Source organism: Pseudomonas putida NBRC 14164 (genome assembly GCF_000412675.1).
GTDB lineage: Bacteria > Pseudomonadota > Gammaproteobacteria > Pseudomonadales > Pseudomonadaceae > Aquipseudomonas > Aquipseudomonas putida.
Map to the genome: position 1 here is coordinate 5,321,793 of NC_021505.1, position 18,800 is coordinate 5,340,592.

16 protein-coding genes and 2 tRNA genes are annotated in these 18,800 nt (G+C 60.3%); 1 reads left to right on the forward strand and 17 read right to left on the reverse strand.

Annotated elements, in window-relative coordinates; genetic code table 11:
• Window positions 1-22 precede the first annotated feature (22 nt).
• The 10 genes from nusA to rlmE all read right to left on the reverse strand — a co-directional run bounded on the left by nusA (window position 23) and on the right by rlmE (window position 8,612).
• Window positions 23-1,504, reverse strand: a complete 1,482-nt coding sequence (gene nusA, locus PP4_RS23670; protein WP_016489167.1) for a transcription termination factor NusA — start codon at window positions 1,502-1,504, stop codon at window positions 23-25.
• A 59-nt stretch (window positions 1,505-1,563) separates the two neighbouring features.
• The gene (gene rimP / locus PP4_RS23675) at window positions 1,564-2,022 is read right to left on the reverse strand and encodes a ribosome maturation factor RimP (protein ID WP_033702568.1); all 459 of its coding nucleotides are present in this window, start codon (window positions 2,020-2,022) and stop codon (window positions 1,564-1,566) included.
• A gap of 130 nt (window positions 2,023-2,152) precedes the next feature.
• Window positions 2,153-2,229, reverse strand: a tRNA-Met gene (locus tag PP4_RS23680).
• Window positions 2,230-2,330: 101 nt separating this feature from the next.
• Window positions 2,331-2,416 (reverse strand) — tRNA-Leu (locus PP4_RS23685).
• Between the two features lie 21 nt (window positions 2,417-2,437).
• Window positions 2,438-2,836, reverse strand: a complete 399-nt coding sequence (gene secG / locus PP4_RS23690; RefSeq protein WP_016501638.1) for a preprotein translocase subunit SecG — start codon at window positions 2,834-2,836, stop codon at window positions 2,438-2,440.
• Window positions 2,837-2,840: 4 nt separating this feature from the next.
• On the reverse strand, window positions 2,841-3,596 hold the full coding sequence (gene tpiA / locus PP4_RS23695) for a triose-phosphate isomerase (protein ID WP_016501639.1): 756 nt from the start codon (window positions 3,594-3,596) through the stop codon (window positions 2,841-2,843).
• 65 nt (window positions 3,597-3,661) lie between these two features.
• Window positions 3,662-5,002: a phosphoglucosamine mutase gene (glmM, locus tag PP4_RS23700; protein ID WP_016501640.1), complete on the reverse strand. Its 1,341-nt coding sequence runs from the start codon at window positions 5,000-5,002 to the stop codon at window positions 3,662-3,664.
• Window positions 5,003-5,018: 16 nt separating this feature from the next.
• Window positions 5,019-5,870, reverse strand: a complete 852-nt coding sequence (folP, locus tag PP4_RS23705; protein ID WP_016501641.1) for a dihydropteroate synthase — start codon at window positions 5,868-5,870, stop codon at window positions 5,019-5,021.
• An 8-nt stretch (window positions 5,871-5,878) separates the two neighbouring features.
• Window positions 5,879-7,783, reverse strand: coding sequence for an ATP-dependent zinc metalloprotease FtsH (ftsH, locus tag PP4_RS23710; RefSeq protein WP_041167879.1), 1,905 nt, complete (start codon window positions 7,781-7,783; stop codon window positions 5,879-5,881).
• A gap of 202 nt (window positions 7,784-7,985) precedes the next feature.
• A complete protein-coding gene (rlmE, locus tag PP4_RS23715; RefSeq protein ID WP_041167880.1) occupies window positions 7,986-8,612 on the reverse strand; it encodes a 23S rRNA (uridine(2552)-2'-O)-methyltransferase RlmE in 627 nt (208 codons plus the stop codon).
• A gap of 102 nt (window positions 8,613-8,714) precedes the next feature.
• Here rlmE and PP4_RS23720 point away from each other — a divergent pair, with 102 nt between their 5' ends.
• Window positions 8,715-9,023 carry a YhbY family RNA-binding protein gene (locus PP4_RS23720; protein ID WP_016489174.1) on the forward strand — a complete coding sequence of 103 codons (309 nt, stop codon included), beginning with the start codon at window positions 8,715-8,717 and terminating at the stop codon, window positions 9,021-9,023.
• 12 nt (window positions 9,024-9,035) lie between these two features.
• Here PP4_RS23720 and PP4_RS23725 read toward each other — a convergent pair whose 3' ends face one another.
• The 7 genes from PP4_RS23725 to dnaK all read right to left on the reverse strand — a co-directional run bounded on the left by PP4_RS23725 (window position 9,036) and on the right by dnaK (window position 18,778).
• Entirely contained in the window at window positions 9,036-9,485 is a 450-nt protein-coding gene (locus PP4_RS23725) for a hypothetical protein (protein ID WP_016501644.1), read from the reverse strand.
• Window positions 9,463-9,945, reverse strand: coding sequence for a transcription elongation factor GreA (greA, locus tag PP4_RS23730; protein WP_016501645.1), 483 nt, complete (start codon window positions 9,943-9,945; stop codon window positions 9,463-9,465). Before greA ends, PP4_RS23725 begins: the two co-directional genes overlap by 23 nt.
• Window positions 9,942-13,163: a carbamoyl-phosphate synthase large subunit gene (gene carB / locus PP4_RS23735; protein ID WP_016501646.1), complete on the reverse strand. Its 3,222-nt coding sequence runs from the start codon at window positions 13,161-13,163 to the stop codon at window positions 9,942-9,944. The genes greA and carB overlap by 4 nt, the downstream gene beginning before the upstream one ends.
• A 105-nt stretch (window positions 13,164-13,268) precedes the next feature.
• Window positions 13,269-14,405, reverse strand: coding sequence for a glutamine-hydrolyzing carbamoyl-phosphate synthase small subunit (carA, locus tag PP4_RS23740; protein ID WP_016501647.1), 1,137 nt, complete (start codon window positions 14,403-14,405; stop codon window positions 13,269-13,271).
• A 309-nt stretch (window positions 14,406-14,714) separates the two neighbouring features.
• The gene (dapB, locus tag PP4_RS23745; protein ID WP_016501648.1) at window positions 14,715-15,518 is read right to left on the reverse strand and encodes a 4-hydroxy-tetrahydrodipicolinate reductase; all 804 of its coding nucleotides are present in this window, start codon (window positions 15,516-15,518) and stop codon (window positions 14,715-14,717) included.
• Window positions 15,519-15,531: 13 nt separating this feature from the next.
• On the reverse strand, window positions 15,532-16,656 hold the full coding sequence (dnaJ, locus tag PP4_RS23750; RefSeq protein WP_016501649.1) for a molecular chaperone DnaJ: 1,125 nt from the start codon (window positions 16,654-16,656) through the stop codon (window positions 15,532-15,534).
• Window positions 16,657-16,852: 196 nt separating this feature from the next.
• Window positions 16,853-18,778, reverse strand: coding sequence for a molecular chaperone DnaK (dnaK, locus tag PP4_RS23755; RefSeq protein ID WP_016501650.1), 1,926 nt, complete (start codon window positions 18,776-18,778; stop codon window positions 16,853-16,855).
• Window positions 18,779-18,800: the final 22 nt, after the last annotated feature.

The following is an 18,800-nucleotide window of genomic DNA, read 5'->3' on the forward strand; positions in this document are numbered from 1 at the left end:
TCTCTCCTCAGGCCGCGCCTAATTACTCGAACCAATGGGCTCGGGCGGCCATGATCAACTTGCCGGCACGCTCTTCGTCGATGCCGTCGATGTCGAGCAGATCGTCGATCGACTGCTCGGCCAGGTCTTCGCGGTTAACCACGCCGCGCACCGCCAGTTCAGCCGCCAGGTCCTTGTCCATACCCTCAAGAGAGAGCAGGTCTTCGGCCGGGTGGGCGTCTGCCAGTTTTTCTTCGGTAGCGATGGCCTTGGTCAACAAACGGTCCTTGGCTCGAGCGCGGAGCTCATTGACGATATCTTCGTCAAAGCCATCGATGTTGAGCATTTCTTCCAACGGTACGTAGGCAATTTCTTCGAGGCTGGTGAAGCCTTCGTCGACCAGCACTTGGGCCAGCTCCTCGTCGACTTCCAGTTCATCGATGAAATTGCGCAGGATGTCACCTGTTTCGGCCTGCTGCTTGGCCTGAATGTCCTTCTCGGTCATCACGTTCAGGGTCCAGCCGGTCAACTGACTGGCAAGACGAACGTTCTGACCGCCACGGCCAATGGCCTGGGCCAGGTTATCCTCGGCGACGGCGATGTCCATGGCATGGGCATCTTCATCAACGATGATCGCCGCGACTTCAGCCGGCGACATGGCGTTGATGACGAACTGCGCCGGGTTATCGTCCCAGAGAACGATATCCACACGCTCACCACCCAACTCCCCGGATACAGCTTGGACGCGCGAACCACGCATGCCGATACAGGCGCCTTGCGGGTCGATGCGCTTGTCCTTGGAGCGGACGGCGATCTTGGCTCGCGAACCCGGATCACGGGAGGCAGCCATGACTTCAATGAGGCCCTCGGCAATTTCCGGCACTTCAATGCGGAAAAGCTCGATCAGCATCTGTGGCGCGGTGCGCGACAGAATCAGCTGAGGACCACGGTTTTCAGTGCGAATTTCCTTGAGCAGTGCACGCAGGCGCACACCCACACGGAAGGTTTCGCGCGGAATAATATCTTCGCGGGCCAGCAAGGCCTCGGCGTTGTTACCCAGGTCAACGATGACGTTGTCGCGGGTAACCTTTTTAACGGTACCGGAAATGATCTCGCCTACGCGTTCGCGGTAAGCATCGACCACCTGGGCACGCTCGGCCTCACGGACCTTCTGTACGATGACCTGCTTGGCGGTCTGGGCGGCGATGCGACCGAACTCGATGGACTCGATCTTCTCCTCGATCACGTCACCAATCTTGGCTTCCGGATGAGTGTCCTTGATCTTGTCCAGCCAGGTTTCGATCGCCGGATCATCAAGATCGGCTTCATCGACCACGGTCCAGCGACGGAAGGTCTCGTAGCTACCGGTGTGACGATTGATTTCCACACGCAGATCGACTTCATCTTCAAAACGTTTTTTGGTCGCAGTGGCCAGAGCCACTTCCAGCGCTTCGAAAATGACGCCGGGCGGTACACCTTTTTCGTTGGATACCGATTCAACAACCAGCAGTACTTCTTTGCTCATCGTACGCCTCGCCTTGCGCAAGCCATTGGGCCCGGATAGTCCGCCGGGCCCGGCACGTCTCAGTCAAAACTGGGAATAATATTGGCCTTGTCGATCGAGTCGATCGGCAACAGGAACTCTTGATCGTCCACCTGGACCACCACATCCTGCTCCTCCACACCGCGGAGAAGGCCCTGGAAGTTACGACGACCCTCGAAGGGTGAGCGCAGCTTGATCTTCACTTGTTCGCCGGCATGCGAGGCAAACTGTTCAAGCGTGAACAGCGGGCGTTCCATGCCAGGAGAAGAAACCTCTAGGGTATATTCAGAGCTGATCGGATCTTCCACATCGAGAACGCTGCTGACCTGACGGCTGACTTCTGCGCAGTCGTCCACCAGAATCCCGCCTTCCTTGTCGATGTAGACACGTAGTACCGAATGCTTGCCTTGGGAGACGAATTCAATCCCCCAGCATTCGAAGCCCAGCCCCGTGACCACCGGGGCCAACAAGGCCTGCAACTGTTCTAGCTTGCTCGACACCTGAACCCCCTCGTGCATGCTGTGCAAATGAAAAATGGGCGAAGCGCCCATCCCTGAAAGCGCCGTTGGACAACGACGCCGAAAACTGTTCGGTTAGCAAAAAGCCCCTGAAAAGGGGCTCCGCTGAAGCTGGTTGCGGGGGCTGGATTTGAACCAACGACCTTCGGGTTATGAGCCCGACGAGCTACCAAGCTGCTCCACCCCGCGACAAAGCTGGGGCGAAAGTATAAGACCGAACCCCATTGAGGGTCAAATCCAAACCTTCACCTACAAGAAAGCCCGCTAAAGCGGGCTCTCAAGCTTCAATATGGTACCGAGAAGGGGACTCGAACCCCTACACCCTATGGGCACAACCACCTCAAGGTTGCGTGTCTACCAATTCCACCACCTCGGCAATACTACTACTTGAAACCCGTTACTTCTGCTCTTGAGCCGGAGGAGGTACATCACCGGTATTACTGGTGGTTTCGCTCTTCTGCTGTTGGAGCACCGGCACATCATCATTAACTGCCGGCTTCTGCTGCTCTTTCACTTCTAGCACTGCTGGATCTGGAAGACCTGCTTGGCTAAGCTGGTGAGCTTGTTGCTTCGCGAAGTATCCTAACCCAAGTGCTGTCAAAAAGAAAGTGGCAGCGAGTATAGCAGTGAATTTACTTAGGAACGTTGCAGAGCCCTGGCTCCCGAACACGGTATTTGAAGCACCCGCGCCGAACGATGCACCTGCTTCGGCACCCTTACCCTGTTGCAACAGTACCAGCACTACAAGCGACAGCGCTGCCAACAGATGAAAAACAACGATGACTGTTTCCAGCATTTGTTCAGTTTCCTGCGGCGCGACAAATTGCACCGAATTCGTCTGCGTTCAGGGAAGCCCCACCAATGAGCCCCCCATCGATATCCGGCATGCCGAACAGTTCGGCCGCATTGGCCGCCTTCACGCTGCCGCCGTAGAGCAGCTGCACCTTCGCAGCTACTTCAGCATCTTCTGCCGCCAGCTGGCCGCGGATGGCGGCGTGCACATCCTGGGCCTGCTGTGGCGTGGCCGTCAGGCCGGTGCCGATGGCCCATACAGGCTCATAGGCAATTACTGCATTGGCAAAAGCCTTAACACCGAATGCTTCGATGATACTGCTTAGTTGACGCCCGACAACTTCAAGCGTTTTGCCTGCCTCGCGCTCTTCAAGGGTTTCCCCAATGCAAAGCACTGGCTTCAAACCTTTGGCCTGGGCCGCTGCAAACTTGCGATTGAGCACTTCGTCGGTTTCACCAATGATCTGGCGACGTTCCGAGTGCCCCACCAACACCAACTTGCAACCTGCTTCAACCAGCTGTTCCGGAGCAACTTCCCCGGTCAGCGCACCCTGTTCGGGTTGTACAGCAGAATTCTGTGCGCCGACAGTTATTTCTTTACCTTCCAGGGCATCAATCACCTGATTGATGAACAAAGCCGGTGGAAACACCGCGACTTCCACTCCGCTCGGCAAGGCGAGATTGCTCAAGCCTTCGGTCAGCTCAGCGACGCTAGCGCGGGTACCGTGCATCTTCCAGTTACCAGCTACCATAGGGCGACGCATGCTTTACCTCGTCGGTCAAAGTGGGCGCAGATCTTACCCAACCAGATCTGCGCTGGCAAGCGCCTTCAGACACAAACTTCGCCGACCAGTCTGGCCAACGCTTCAGCGTGCGTCCGCACCTGGCTTTCGTCTTCGCCCTCGACCATGACCCGCACCAACGGCTCGGTACCGGACTTGCGCAACAGAACACGGCCGCGACCAGCCAAGGCTTCGGTCACATTGGCACTGGCTTCCTTGACTGCCGGGTGCTCCAGCGGGTCGACCTTGCTCGCGCCGAAGCGCACGTTGATCAGCACCTGCGGGCACTTGCGCAGGGCCTGACGAGCCTGCGCCAGGGTTTCACCACGGCGCTTGAGCGCCATCAGCACCTGCAGCGCGGCAATGATCGCGTCACCGGTGGTGGTGTGGTTGCAGCACACGACGTGGCCGGAGTTTTCACCCCCGACCAGCCACTCGCGCTCCAGCAGTTCGGCCATGACGTAACGGTCGCCGACCTTGGCCCGCACGAACGGGATATCCAGGTCCTTCAGCGCAAGCTCCAGGCCCAGGTTGCTCATCAGGGTACCCACCACCCCGCCCTGCAGCTTGCCACGGTCGTGCAGGTCGCGGGCAATGATGAACAGCAGCTCGTCACCGTCGACGATGGCGCCAGTGTGGTCGACCATCAACACGCGATCCCCGTCACCGTCGAAGGCAATGCCGAGGTCGGCATGGCCAACCAGCACGGCGGCCTGCAGCGATTCGATGTGGGTCGAGCCGCAACCTTCGTTGATGTTCAGGCCGTCCGGCTGGGCATGCAGCACGGTCACGTCAGCACCCAGCTCGCGGAACACGCTTGGCGCGACCTTGTAGGTGGCACCGTGGGCACAGTCGACCACAAGCTTCAGGCCATCGAAACTGGTGCTGCTAGGCACGCTGCTCTTGCAGAATTCGATGTATCGGCCAGCAGCATCGTTGATGCGCGAGACCTTGCCCAGCTTGCCCGAGTCGACAACGGTCATCGGCTGGTCGAGCAACTCTTCGATCATCAGCTCGACTTCGTCGGGCAGCTTGGTGCCCTGGCCCGAGAAAAACTTGATGCCGTTGTCTTCGTGCGGGTTGTGCGAAGCACTGATGACAATGCCCGCCTGGGCATGGAAGGTGCGAGTCAGGTAGGCGATGGCCGGTGTAGGCATTGGCCCCAGCAGCATGACGTCGGCACCTGCTGCGGCCAGACCGGCTTCGAGTGCGGACTCGAACATGTAGCCGGAGATACGCGTGTCCTTGCCCACCAGCACGCGGCAATGGCCCTGCTTACGGAAGGCCATGCCGGCCGCCCAGCCAAGCTTCAGCATGAAGTCAGGCGTGATCGGGAATTCGCCGACGCGGCCACGAATGCCGTCGGTACCAAAGTATTTTCTGCTCATAGGGACTCCAATGTTCTTATTCGGCGTTTTGTACCGCAGCGATCATGCGCACCACATCGACAGTTTCGGCCACGTCATGGACACGAAGGATGCTCGCCCCCTTGGTCATGGCCAACGCCGCCAGCGCAAGGCTGCCGTACAACCGCTCGCCGACCGGACGATCCAGCGTCAGGCCGATCATGCTCTTTCGTGAAACGCCCACCAGCAGCGGGCGCCCAAGGCGATAGAGCGCTTCCATGTGCTTGAACAGGCTCAGGTTGTGCGCCAATGTCTTGGCGAAACCAAAGCCCGGGTCAAGGATGATTCTGTTCGCATCGATGCCCGCTGCGGCGCAGGCGGCCATCCGCTGTTCAAGATAACGCGTAACGTCGGCGGTCACATCATCGTAATGCGGGTCGTCCTGCATGTTACCCGGCTCGCCGCGCATGTGCATGAGGCACACCGGGAGCCCGGTGTCGGCAGCGGCATCCAGGGCGCCATCACGCTCCAGGCCACGGACGTCATTGATCAGCCCGGCACCGAGGCGCGCCGATTCACGCATGACGGCAGGCGTCGAAGTATCGACCGAAATGACGACGTCCAGGCGGCTGTTGATAGCCTCGACCATCGGCGCCACACGCTCCAGCTCCTCGGTCACGGATACCGCACGCGCACCGGGGCGCGTGGACTCACCACCGATGTCGATCAGCGTGGCGCCGGCGGCAGCCATCGCTTCGGCATGGCGCAGGGCCGCGTCGCGCTGACTGAAGCGCCCACCATCGGAGAAGGAATCGGGGGTGATATTGAGAATACCCATGACATGGGTACGCGACAAATCAAGAACCCGGTTGCCGCAAGGCAACCGGGTCGGGTACTGCACTGAGCTCATAGACGCCCTTAGTGTTGAGCTGCCGGACCGCCAATTGGCGATTCAGGGCGATCATCCTGGGCAGCAGGGGTGCCCGAATGCTTGTCGTCGTCCCAGTCACGCGGTTCGCGTGGCGTACGGCCAGCCATGATGTCATCGATCTGATCGGCATCAATGGTCTCATACTTCATCAGCGCTTCGGTCATCGCTTCGAGCTTGTCGCGATTCTCGATCAACAGCTGCTTGGCAGTGGCGTAGCACTGATCGATGATGCTGCGTACTTCGGAGTCGATCAGCTTGGCAGTCTCGCCGGAAACACTGGCGTGCTGGCTGCCCGCGCTGCGACCGAGGAACACTTCACCCTCTTCTTCTGCGTACATCAGCGGGCCGAGTTTTTCCGACAAGCCCCACTTGGTGACCATGTTGCGAGCGATCTGGCTGGCCCGCATGATGTCGTTGGAGGCACCCGTGGTGACGCCGTCGAAGCCCAAGGTCATCTCTTCGGCGATACGGCCGCCGTACAACGAGCAGATCTGGCTGATCAGTGCACGCTTGGACAGGCTGTAGCGGTCTTCTTCCGGCAGGAACATGGTCACGCCCAGGGCGCGACCGCGCGGAATGATCGAAACCTTGTAGACCGGGTCGTGCTCAGGCACCAGGCGACCAACGATGGCATGACCCGCCTCGTGGTAGGCAGTGTTGCGCTTTTCTTTCTCGGACATGACCATGGTCTTGCGCTCGGCGCCCATCATGATCTTGTCCTTGGCCAGCTCGAACTCTTTCATTTCGACCAGGCGCTTGTTGGAACGCGCGGCAAACAGCGAGGCCTCGTTGACCAGGTTGGCCAGGTCGGCACCGGAGAAGCCAGGGGTACCACGGGCAATGACCGCCGGGTTGACGTTTTCGCCAATCGGCACCTTGCGCATGTGCACCTTGAGGATCTGTTCGCGACCGCGGATGTCTGGCAGGCCTACCACTACCTGGCGGTCGAAACGGCCTGGACGCAGCAGCGCCGGGTCGAGTACGTCAGGGCGGTTGGTAGCGGCAATGACGATGATGCCATCGTTCATTTCGAAGCCGTCCATCTCTACCAGCAACTGGTTGAGGGTTTGCTCACGCTCGTCGTGACCGCCGCCCATGCCGGCGCCACGGTGGCGACCAACGGCGTCGATTTCGTCGATGAAGATGATGCACGGGGCGTGCTTCTTGGCCTGCTCGAACATGTCGCGCACACGGCTGGCACCGACACCGACGAACATTTCCACGAAGTCCGAACCGGAAATGGTGAAGAACGGTACTTTTGCTTCGCCCGCAATGGCCTTGGCCAGCAGGGTCTTACCGGTACCGGGCGGGCCAACCATCAGCACACCGCGCGGGATACGACCACCCAGGCGCTGGAACTTGCCCGGATCGCGCAGGAACTCGACCAGCTCGCCCACTTCTTCCTTGGCTTCGTCGCAACCTGCAACGTCAGCCAATGTGGTCTTGACCTGGTCTTCGGACAGCAGGCGCGCCTTGCTCTTGCCAAAGCTCATCGGCCCGCCCTTGCCACCCGCACCACCTTGCATCTGGCGCATGAAGAACATGAACACGGCGATGATGACCAGGATCGGGAAGCTGGCGACCAGCAACTGCGTCCAGATGCTCTGCTGCTCTGGCTGCTTGCCTTCGACAACCACGTGATTGTCGACCAGGTCACCGATCAGGCCATTGTCGGTAATGGCCGGGCGCACGGTCTTGAAATTGTCGCCGTCGGCGCGCTTGCCGGTAATGATGTAGCCGTCGACGGTCACACGCTCGACCTTGCCATCCTTGACCTGCTGGATGAAGTCGGAATAGTTGAGGGTCTGCGGCTCGTTAGGGCTGGAGAAGTTGTTCATCACTGTCACCAGGACAGCTGCGATGATCAACCACAGGATCAGATTCTTTGCCATGTCGTTCAATTCGCTACCCTCTGAGGCCGGCGCACGACGCAGCCGTGCCTCGCATGATATTCATCGCCCTAACTTACTACATTACCTACGCAGCCGCAGGCACCGTCTGTAACCCTTTGTGAAAGCTAGACTACACGAAGTTCGGACGATCCAGACGGGAGGGCCGATTGGAAATAACTATCGACCACCCGCAGCACGCTGTTCAAACGCCTTTGAAACCCTTGCCCAACAGGTACTGCTCACGGGAACGGTCCCGCGAAGAAGACGGCTTGCGCATTTGCACCTTGTCGAACTTGGTGCGCACATCCTTCAGGTACATATCAAAGCCTTCGCCCTGGAAAATCTTGATCAGGAAATCTCCGCCGGGCTTCAGCACGCGGGTTGCCAGATCCAGAGCCAGCTCGCAGAGGAACATGGCGCGCGGCATGTCCACTTCGGGCGTACCACTCATATTGGGGGCCATGTCCGAAATCACAAGGTCTACGTGCGAATCACCGACCGCCGCGAGGATCTGCTGCAGCACTGCATCCTCGGTGAAGTCACCCTGGATGAAGGTCACGTCAGGGATCGAGTCCATTTCCAGGATATCGGAAGCGATCAACCGGCCCTGACCACCAATCAGACGACTGGTCACCTGCGACCAGCCGCCAGGGGCCGCGCCGAGGTCGATTACACTCATGCCAGGTCGGATCAGGCGGTCCTTTTCCTGGATCTCCAGCAGTTTGTAGCTCGCACGCGAGCGGTAGCCATCCTTCTGCGCCTGTTTCACAAAAGGGTCGTTAAAATGCTCTCGCAGCCAGTTTGCGCTGCTTTTGGAACGTTGTACCACGGGGCACCTCGATGATATGCGTCGTGATTGACTGGGCGGAGCCGGTGGCCCTCGGGTAAAATGCCGGTCAATTTTACAGAATCAGACGGAAAGGGTCAGATTATGCCGCTCAATAACGAGCAGAAGAAGCAGTACAAGTCCATTGGTCATGACCTGAAGCCGGTTTTGATCGTTGCTGGCAACGGTTTGAATGAAGGCGTAGTTGCCGAACTGGAACGCGCCCTGGTCGACCATGAGCTGATCAAGGTCGAGATTCGCTCGGAAGACCGCGAAGAACGTGCCGCAACCATTGCAGAACTGTGCAAGGCCGGCCGTGCCGAGCTGGTGCAGACCATCGGCAAGAAAGCGCTGATCTACCGTAAGAACCCACAGCCCAACAAGCAGCTGTCCAATATCCACCGCTACAAGTAACGGTGGCTCCGATCAGTGGCGCGGTTTGCGCGCCCTGACCGGTACCGGCTGGGCCACCAGCACGATGCCGGAAAAACCCAGCACCAGGAAACAGAACATCTGCCAGCGCTCGCCGACCGAAATGCCGTAGCGCAAGGTGTAGTACCCCACGCAGGCTGAAAACCCCAGCAACAGCATCTGGCCGCGAAATTGCCGCCACCAGGCCGCCAGGCCGTCCACCCTCGCCAGTACCGCCAGCTGAGTCAACAGCCCAAGCAGCGCCACGCCAATCAACCAGCGGTCGATCTGCCCGGCAATGTCTTGCACCAGCAAGGGTGCCAGACCACTGACCTTGAGCGCAGGCACCAGCCCCACATGGAACACCCACAGGCCACCAACCCAGAAAACCTGGGCCAGTTGCCAGAGGATCCCCTCAAGGGATGGCGCCCGCAGGCGCCGGTCAGATGTGCTGGACTTCGACAATCTCGTACTCGACCGTGCCGCTTGGCGTCTTGATGACGACGATGTCGCCTTCTTCCTTGCCGATGATGGCACGGGCAATCGGCGCGCTTGCCGAAAGCTTGCCGAGCTTGATGTTGGCTTCATCCTCGCCAACGATCTGGTATTTAACCCGCTCGTCGGTTTCGGTGTTGGCCAGCTCAACGGTGGTGCCGAAAATGACCTTGCCGGTATGGGCAATGGTGGTCACGTCGATCACGACCGAGTTCTGCAGACGGCCTTCGATATCGCGGATACGCGCCTCGACCATGCCCTGCTCTTCGCGGGCGGCATGGTATTCGGCGTTTTCCTTGAGGTCGCCCAGTTCGCGCGCTTCACCGATCGCCTGGCTCAGGCGCGGGCGCTCGGTCTTGCTCAGGAACAGGTGCTCCTCTTCCAGGGCGCGAGCGCCCTGGACGGTCATCGGGTACTTGGTAATGCTCATGCTTTCAGTCCTGCATGCAGATCTTGCAGGCGACGAACGGTCTTTTCAGGACCAAATTTCAGCGCCTCGCAGATGGCTTCACCGGCCGCAATGGTGGTGGTGCAGTAAATCTTGTGCTGCAGCGCATTGCGACGAATCGAGTAAGAATCGGCAATCGACTGACGGCCCTCGGTGGTGTTGATGATCAGCGAGACTTCGTCGTTCTTGATCATGTCGACCACGTGCGGGCGACCTTCGGTCACCTTGTTCACACGGCGCACTTTCAGGCCAGCCGCCTCGATAACCTTGGCGGTGCCAGCAGTTGCAACCACTTCGAAGCCCAGGGCGATCAGGTCGCGGGCAACGCCAGCCACTTGTGGCTTGTCGTCGTCACGCACGCTGATGAACGCGGTACCACCGGTCGGCAGCACTTCGCTGGCACCCATCTGGGCTTTGGCGAACGCTTCACCGAAGGTGTCACCGACACCCATGACTTCACCGGTCGATTTCATCTCAGGGCCGAGGATCGGGTCAACCCCCGGGAACTTGGCGAACGGGAAGACGGCTTCCTTGACGCTGTAGAAGTTCGGGATGATTTCCTGGGTGAAGCCCAGCTCTTTCAGGGTTTTACCGGCCATTACGCGGGCTGCGATCATGGCCAGGGAAGTGCCGATGCACTTGGACACGAACGGCACGGTACGCGAGGCGCGCGGGTTGACTTCGATCACGTAGATCTTGTCGCCTTGCAGGGCCAGCTGCACGTTCATCAGGCCGACAACGCCCAGCTCCAGGGCCATTTTGGTGACCTGTACGCGGACTTCGTCCTGCACTTCCTTGCTCAGCGAGTAAGGTGGCAGCGAGCACGCCGAGTCGCCGGAGTGAACGCCGGCCTGTTCGATGTGCTGCATGATGGCGCCGATCACAACGTCAGTGCCATCGCACACCGCATCCACGTCCATCTCGATGGCGCAGTTGAGGAAGTGGTCGAGCAGTACCGGGCTGTCGTTCGACACTTGTACCGCTTCACGCAGGTAGCGTTTGAGCTCGTCCAGTTCGTAGACGATTTCCATGGCGCGGCCGCCCAGTACGTACGACGGGCGCACCACCAGCGGGTAGCCGATGCCGCCAGCAGCACGGATGGCTTCTTCTTCGCTGCGTACGGTGGCGTTTGGCGGCTGCAGCAGGTTCAGGCGCTGAACCATCTGCTGGAAGCGCTCACGGTCTTCGGCGCGGTCGATGGCATCCGGGCTGGTACCGATGATCGGTACGCCGGCTTCTTCCAGGGCACGTGCCAGTTTCAGCGGGGTCTGGCCGCCGTAATGGACGATCACGCCTTTCGGCTTCTCGACACGGCACACTTCCAGCACGTCTTCCAGGGTCAGCGGCTCGAAGTACAGGCGGTCGGAGGTGTCGTAGTCGGTGGAGACGGTTTCCGGGTTGCAGTTGACCATGATGGTCTCGTAACCGTCTTCACGCAGCGCCAGGGCGGCGTGTACGCAGCAGTAGTCGAACTCGATACCTTGGCCGATACGGTTCGGGCCGCCACCCAGGATCATGATCTTGTCGCGTGTCGACGGGTTCGCCTCGCACTCTTCCTCGTAGGTGGAGTACAGGTAGGCGGTGTCGGTGGCGAACTCGGCGGCGCAGGTGTCGACGCGCTTGTACACCGGGAACACTTCCAGCTTGTGGCGGTGACGGCGCAGGTTCTTGTCGGTGATACCCAGCAGCACGGCCAGGCGCTGGTCCGAGAAACCTTTGCGCTTGAGGCGCAGCATCAGGCTCTTGTCGATGGACGACAGGGCCAGGGTCTTGACCTTCTCTTCTTCCTTGATCAGATCTTCCATCTGCACCAGGAACCACATGTCGATGCCGGTCAGTGCGAAGATTTCTTCACAGGTCATGCCCGAACGCATGGCGTCAGCGACGTACCAGATACGCTCGGCGCCCGGTACGGTCAGCTCGCGCTTGAGGATGCCGGCAGCTTCAGGGCTGGCCAGGTCCACTTTCGGGTCCAGACCGCAGGCACCGACTTCCAGGCCGCGCAGGGCTTTCTGCAGGGATTCCTGGAAGGTACGGCCGATGGCCATGACTTCACCCACGGATTTCATCTGGGTGGTCAGGCGGGCGTCGGCTTTCGGGAATTTCTCGAAGGCGAAGCGCGGCAGCTTGGTGACGACGTAGTCGATCGACGGCTCGAAGGAAGCCGGGGTGCGGCCGCCGGTGATGTCGTTCTGCAGTTCGTCGAGGGTGTAGCCAATGGCCAGCTTGGCGGCGATCTTGGCAATCGGGAAGCCGGTGGCCTTGGAAGCCAGGGCGGACGAACGCGATACGCGCGGGTTCATCTCGATGACGACCATACGGCCGGTGTCCGGGCAGATACCGAACTGCACGTTGGAACCGCCGGTTTCAACACCGATTTCACGCAGCACCGCCAGCGAGGCGTTGCGCATGATCTGGTATTCCTTGTCGGTCAGGGTCTGCGCGGGAGCAACGGTGATCGAGTCACCGGTGTGCACGCCCATCGGGTCGAAGTTTTCGATCGAGCAGACGATGATGCAGTTGTCCTTTTTGTCGCGGACCACTTCCATCTCGTACTCTTTCCAGCCGATCAGCGATTCGTCGATCAGCAGCTCTTTGGTCGGCGACAGGTCCAGACCACGGGTGCAGATTTCTTCGAATTCTTCACGGTTGTAAGCGATACCACCGCCGGTGCCACCCATGGTGAACGACGGGCGAATGATGCACGGGAAGCCGAGCTTTTCGAGGACCGCATTGGCCTCTTCCATGCTGTGGGCGATACCCGAGCGCGGGCATTCCAGACCGATGTCTTTCATGGCCTTGTCGAAGCGCGAGCGGTCTTCAGCCTTGTCGATGGTATCGGCGTTGGCACCGATCATCTCTACGCCAAACTTCTCCAGAACGCCGTGGCGCTCCAGGTCCAGGGCGCAGTTCAGGGCGGTCTGGCCACCCATGGTCGGCAAAACGGCGTCCGGGCGCTCTTTCTCGATGATCTTGGCCACCGACTGCCACTTGATCGGCTCGATGTAGGTGGCGTCGGCCATGGCCGGGTCGGTCATGATGGTGGCTGGGTTGGAGTTCACCAGGATGACGCGGAAACCTTCCTCGCGCAGGGCCTTGCAGGCCTGGGCGCCGGAGTAGTCGAATTCACAGGCCTGGCCGATCACGATCGGGCCGGCACCGAGAATCAGGATGCTTTTGATGTCTGTACGTTTTGGCATGGTGGTCACTCAAATCCGGGGTCAGTCGGCAAGCCGCTTAGAACAATCTGGGTCAGGCGCTTCCGGGCGCGGCGCGAGCCGGCCCGGGGCCTTGAAGCAGGATGCTCAGCGGCGCTTGGCCATGGCATCGGTGAAACGATCGAACAGTGGCGCGACGTCGGTCGGGCCAGGGCTCGCTTCAGGGTGGCCCTGGAAGCTGAACGCGCTCTTGTCGGTGCGCTCGATACCCTGCAGGGTGCCGTCGAACAGCGACTTGTGGATGGCGCGAACGTTGCCCGGCAGGGTAGCTTCGTCAACAGCAAAACCGTGGTTCTGGCTGGTGATCATGACCACACCGCTGTCCAGGTCCTGGACCGGGTGGTTGGCACCGTGGTGACCGTGACCCATTTTCACGGTCTTGGCGCCGGAGGCCAGGGCCAGCAGCTGGTGGCCGAGGCAGATGCCGAATACCGGAATCTCGGTTTCGAGGATTTCCTTGATCGCCTGGATGGCGTAGTCGCACGGCTCAGGGTCACCAGGGCCGTTGGACAGGAACACGCCGTCCGGGTTGAGGGCCAGCACTTCGCTGGCCGGGGTCTGGGCCGGCACCACAGTCACGCGGCAGCCACGGGCAACCAGCATGCGCAGGATGTTCAGCTTGACGCCGTAGTCGAAGGCAACCACGTGGTAAGGCAGGTCGGCAGCTTCGATGGTCGGGTGGCTGTCGGTTTTCAGCTCCCACACGCTGGAGCGCCACTCGTAGCGCTCTTTGGTGGAAACGACCTTGGCCAGGTCCATGCCCTTCAGGCCCGGGAAACCACGGGCAGCGGCGATGGCGGCTTCTTCGCTGATGTTGTCACCGGCGAGGATGCAACCGTTCTGGGCGCCCTTTTCACGCAGGATACGGGTCAGGCGACGGGTGTCGATGCCAGCGATGGCAACGACGTTGTTGGCCTTGAGGTATTCAGGCAGCGACTGGGTGTTACGCCAGTTGCTGGCCAGCAGCGGCAGGTCACGGATGACCAGGCCAGCGGACCAGACGCGGTTCGACTCGGCATCTTCCGGCGTAGTACCGGTGTTACCGATGTGCGGGTAGGTCAGGGTAACGATTTGCTGCGCATAGGAAGGGTCTGTAAGGATTTCCTGGTAGCCGGTCATAGCGGTGTTGAATACCACCTCACCAACGGTCTGACCGTCGGCACCAATGGCTTCACCGCGAAAAATACTGCCGTCGGCAAGGGCGAGTATGGCTGGCTTTGTCAAGAAGACCTCCCGTAAATCAAGCATGAAAGGGCGATCGCAGGTTGCAAAAAAGCGGAGTGACGTATGGACACGTCACCCCGCTTTCATGTGCTGAATTCAATTCGCTGCGCGCTTTTAGTGGACACACTAAAGCTGTAGCTTACAGAAAAGTGCGTTTTCGGTCTACCGCATATGTGTCTCTAAAACACATGAATGCGACAGACTGACATCGGCGGTGGCTTCTTCGCGGGCTTGCCCGCTCCCACAAGACCGGCGCAATACCTGTGGGAGCGGGCAAGCCCGCGAAGAAGCCCACACCACTCGAACGGCTTAGCGCAGCTCGAGCACATCCTGCATGTCGTACAGGCCAGGCTCGCGCCCATCCAGCCACAGTGCCGCACGCACGGCGCCCTTGGCGAAGGTCATGCGGCTGGAGGCCTTGTGAGTGATTTCCAGACGCTCGCCTTCGGCAGCGAACAATACAGTGTGATCACCCACCACATCACCGGCACGCACAGTCGCGAAACCAATGGTCTTGCGATCACGCGCACCGGTCTGCCCTTCGCGGCCATACACGGCCACTTCCTGCAGGTCCCGGCCCAGCGCATTGGCAACCACTTCACCCATGCGCAGCGCAGTGCCCGACGGCGCATCGACCTTGTGCCGGTGGTGCGCCTCGATGATCTCGATATCAACATCATCACCCAGCACCCGCGCCGCCATATCCAGCAGCTTGAGGCTGAGGTTGACGCCGACACTGAAGTTGGCGGCAAACACGATTGGAATGTCCTTGCCTGCCTCGGCCAGCAGTTGCTTCTCTTCAACAGAGAAGCCCGTAGTACCGATGATCATCGCCTTGCCGTGCTTGCGGCAGAACGCCAGGTTCTTGAGGGTGACCGAAGGGTGCGTGAAATCGATCAGCACGTCGAACTCGTCGGCAACCTTGGCCAGGTCATCGGACAGCAGCACACCGATCCGGCCGAGGGCCGCCAATTCACCGGCGTCCGCCCCGACCAGCGAGCTGTCAGGGCGATCGATCGCTGCCGTCAGGCCGGCACCCGGGGTTTGCTGCACAGCCTCGATCAGGGTCTTGCCCATCCGCCCTGCCGCGCCCATCACTGCAATACGTCGCATAGCCTTTTCCTTGTCAGAGATCGCCGAAGAAGCGCTTCACGCCATCGAACCAGCCACTGGCCTTGGGCGAGTGGGAACTGTCGCCTTCCAGCGAGTCACGCAGCTCTTCGAGCAGCTCGCGCTGACGGCGGCTGAGGTTGACCGGGGTTTCCACCGCCACACGGCACAGCAGGTCACCCGCACCACCACCGCGCACCGGCGCCACACCCTTGCCACGCAGGCGGAACTGCTTGCCAGTCTGGGTGCCTTCCGGAATTTTCAGCTTCACGCGACCATCAAGGGTCGGCACTTCCAGCTCACCACCCAAGGCGGCATCGGTGTAGCTGATGGGCACTTCGCAGTACAGGTGCTTGCCGTCGCGCTGGAAGATCTCGTGCTCACGTACACTGATCACCACGTACAGGTCGCCAGTCGGGCCACCATGGGTACCGGCCTCGCCCTCGCCCGAGAGGCGGATGCGGTCGCCGGTATCGACACCTGCCGGCACCTTGACCGACAACGTCTTGTATTCTTCGACACGCCCTTCGCCGTGGCACGAGGTGCACGGGTCGGTAATGATCTTGCCCTGGCCATGGCAGCGCGGGCAGGTTTGCTGCACCGAGAAGAAGCCTTGCTGCATGCGCACCTGACCGATGCCGCCGCACGTCGGGCAGGTCGACGGGGTCGAACCCTTCTTGGCACCGGAACCGTCGCAAGGCTGGCAATTGACCAGGGTAGGAACGCGGATGCTGACCGTGGTGCCACGCACCGCTTCTTCCAGGTTCAGCTCCAGGGTGTAGCGCAGGTCGCTGCCGCGCTGGGCACCGCCACGTCCGCCACCACGGCCGCCGCCAAAGAAGTCGCTGAATACATCACCGAAGATGTCGGAGAAGTTGGCGCCACCGAAGCCGGCACCGCCGCCGCCCATGCTTGGGTCGACACCGGCATGGCCATACTGGTCGAACGCCGCGCGCTTGCTGGCATCAGACAGTACTTCGTAGGCCTCGTTGGCCTCCTTGAACATGTCTTCCGACTCTTTGTCACCCGGGTTGCGGTCCGGGTGGTACTTCATCGCCAAACGGCGGTAAGCCTTTTTGAGGTCAGCTTCACTGGCGCCGCGCTCGACACCCAGAACCTCATAGTAATCACGCTTGGACATAGGTCATTTGCACCTTGTTGGGCGTCTGGCATCTGCGCCGCGCCGTCAGCACCTGCCTGCGCCACCAAGGGCCGCTGACAGATGCTGTAAAAATTCTCGAATTCCAGATACGCCAACGCGGGAGCAAGCCCCCGCGCGGCGACATCCTACCAGCTCACCGCCAAACGGCGGTGAGCTGGCCGACAACATGCAACGATTACTTCTTGTCGTCGCCTTTTACTTCTTCGAACTCGGCGTCAACCACGTCATCGTGCTTGGCTTCCGGCTCGGCCTGCTGCGCGCCACCCTGAGGCTGTTCGGCCGACTGCTCGGCGTACATTTTCTGGGCAACCGGGGCAGAGACCTTGGACAGCTCTTCGACCTTGGCATCGATGGCAGCCTTGTCGTCGCCTTTGACGGCGGCTTCCAGGGCAACCACGGCCGCTTCGATGGCAGTCTTCTCTTCAGCGGTGACCTTGTCACCCGCGTCAGCGACCATCTTGCGGGTCGAGTGAACCAGCGCATCACCCTGGTTACGGGCAGCGGCCAGCTCTTCGAACTTGCGGTCTTCCTCGGCGTTGGCCTCGGCGTCACGCACCATGCGCTCGATCTCTTCGTCCGACAGGCCGGAGTTGGCCTTGATCACGATCGACTGCGACTTGCCGGTCGCCTTGTCTTTGGCGCTGACGTGCAGGATACCGTTGGCATCGATGTCGAAGGTAACTTCGATCTGAGGCACGCCACGTGGAGCTGGCGGAATGTCAGCCAGGTCGAACTTGCCCAGCGATTTGTTCTGCGCGGCCTGCTTACGCTCACCTTGCAGCACGTGAATGGTCACGGCGCCCTGGTTGTCATCGGCAGTCGAGAACACCTGCGACTTCTTGGTCGGAATGGTGGTGTTCTTCTCGATCAGCGCAGTCATCACGCCGCCCATGGTTTCGATACCCAGGGTCAGCGGGCTGACGTCCAGCAGCAGCACGTCTTTCACATCGCCGGCCAGAACAGCAGCCTGGATGGCGGCGCCCATGGCGACGGCTTCGTCCGGGTTGACGTCCTTGCGCGCTTCTTTACCGAAGAAATCGGCAACGGTTTTCTGCACCAGCGGCATACGGGTCTGGCCACCGACCAGGATCACGTCGTCGATCTTGCTGGCGTCGATGCCAGCATCTTTCAGGGCGATACGGCAAGGCTCGATGGTGCGCTGCACCAGCTCTTCAACCAGCGACTCCAGCTTGGCGCGGGAGATCTTCACGTTCAGGTGCTTAGGACCGGTGGCATCTGCAGTGATGTACGGCAGGTTGACGTCGGTCGACTGAGCAGACGACAGCTCGATCTTGGCCTTCTCGGCCGCTTCCTTCAGGCGCTGCATGGCCAGAGGGTCGCCCTTCAGGTTCATGCCGGACTCTTTCTTGAACTCTTCGACCAGGTAGTCGATCAGCAGCATGTCGAAGTCTTCGCCACCCAGGAAGGTGTCGCCGTTGGTAGCCAGTACTTCGAACTGGTGCTCACCGTCGACTTCGGCGATTTCGATGACCGAAACGTCGAAGGTACCGCCACCCAGGTCATAAACGATGACAGTGTGGTCGCCCTTGGCCTTGTCCATGCCGTAGGCCAGCGCAGCAGCGGTCGGCTCGTTGATGATGCGCTTCACGTCCAGACCGGCGATGCGGCCGGCGTCTTTGGTCGCCTGACGCTGGCTGTCGTTGAAGTAGGCCGGAACGGTGATGACCGCTTCGGTAACTGGCTCGCCGAGGTAGTCTTCGGCGGTTTTCTTCATCTTTTTCAGCACTTCGGCGCTGATTTGCGGCGGTGCCATTTTCTGGCCGTTCACTTCAACCCAGGCGTCACCGTTGTCAGCCTTGGCGATCTTGTACGGAACCAGTTGGATGTCTTTCTGCACGACCTGCTCTTCAAAGCGGCGGCCGATCAGGCGCTTTACCGCGAACAGGGTGTTGTGCGGGTTGGTAACAGCCTGACGCTTGGCCGACTGACCTACCAGGATTTCGCCATCGTTGGCGTAGGCCACGATCGAAGGGGTGGTACGCGCACCTTCGGCGTTTTCGATGACTTTGACGTTACCGTTTTCCAGGATGGAGACACACGAGTTGGTGGTCCCCAGGTCGATACCGATGATTTTGCCCATGTTAACTCTCCCGAAACTTGAA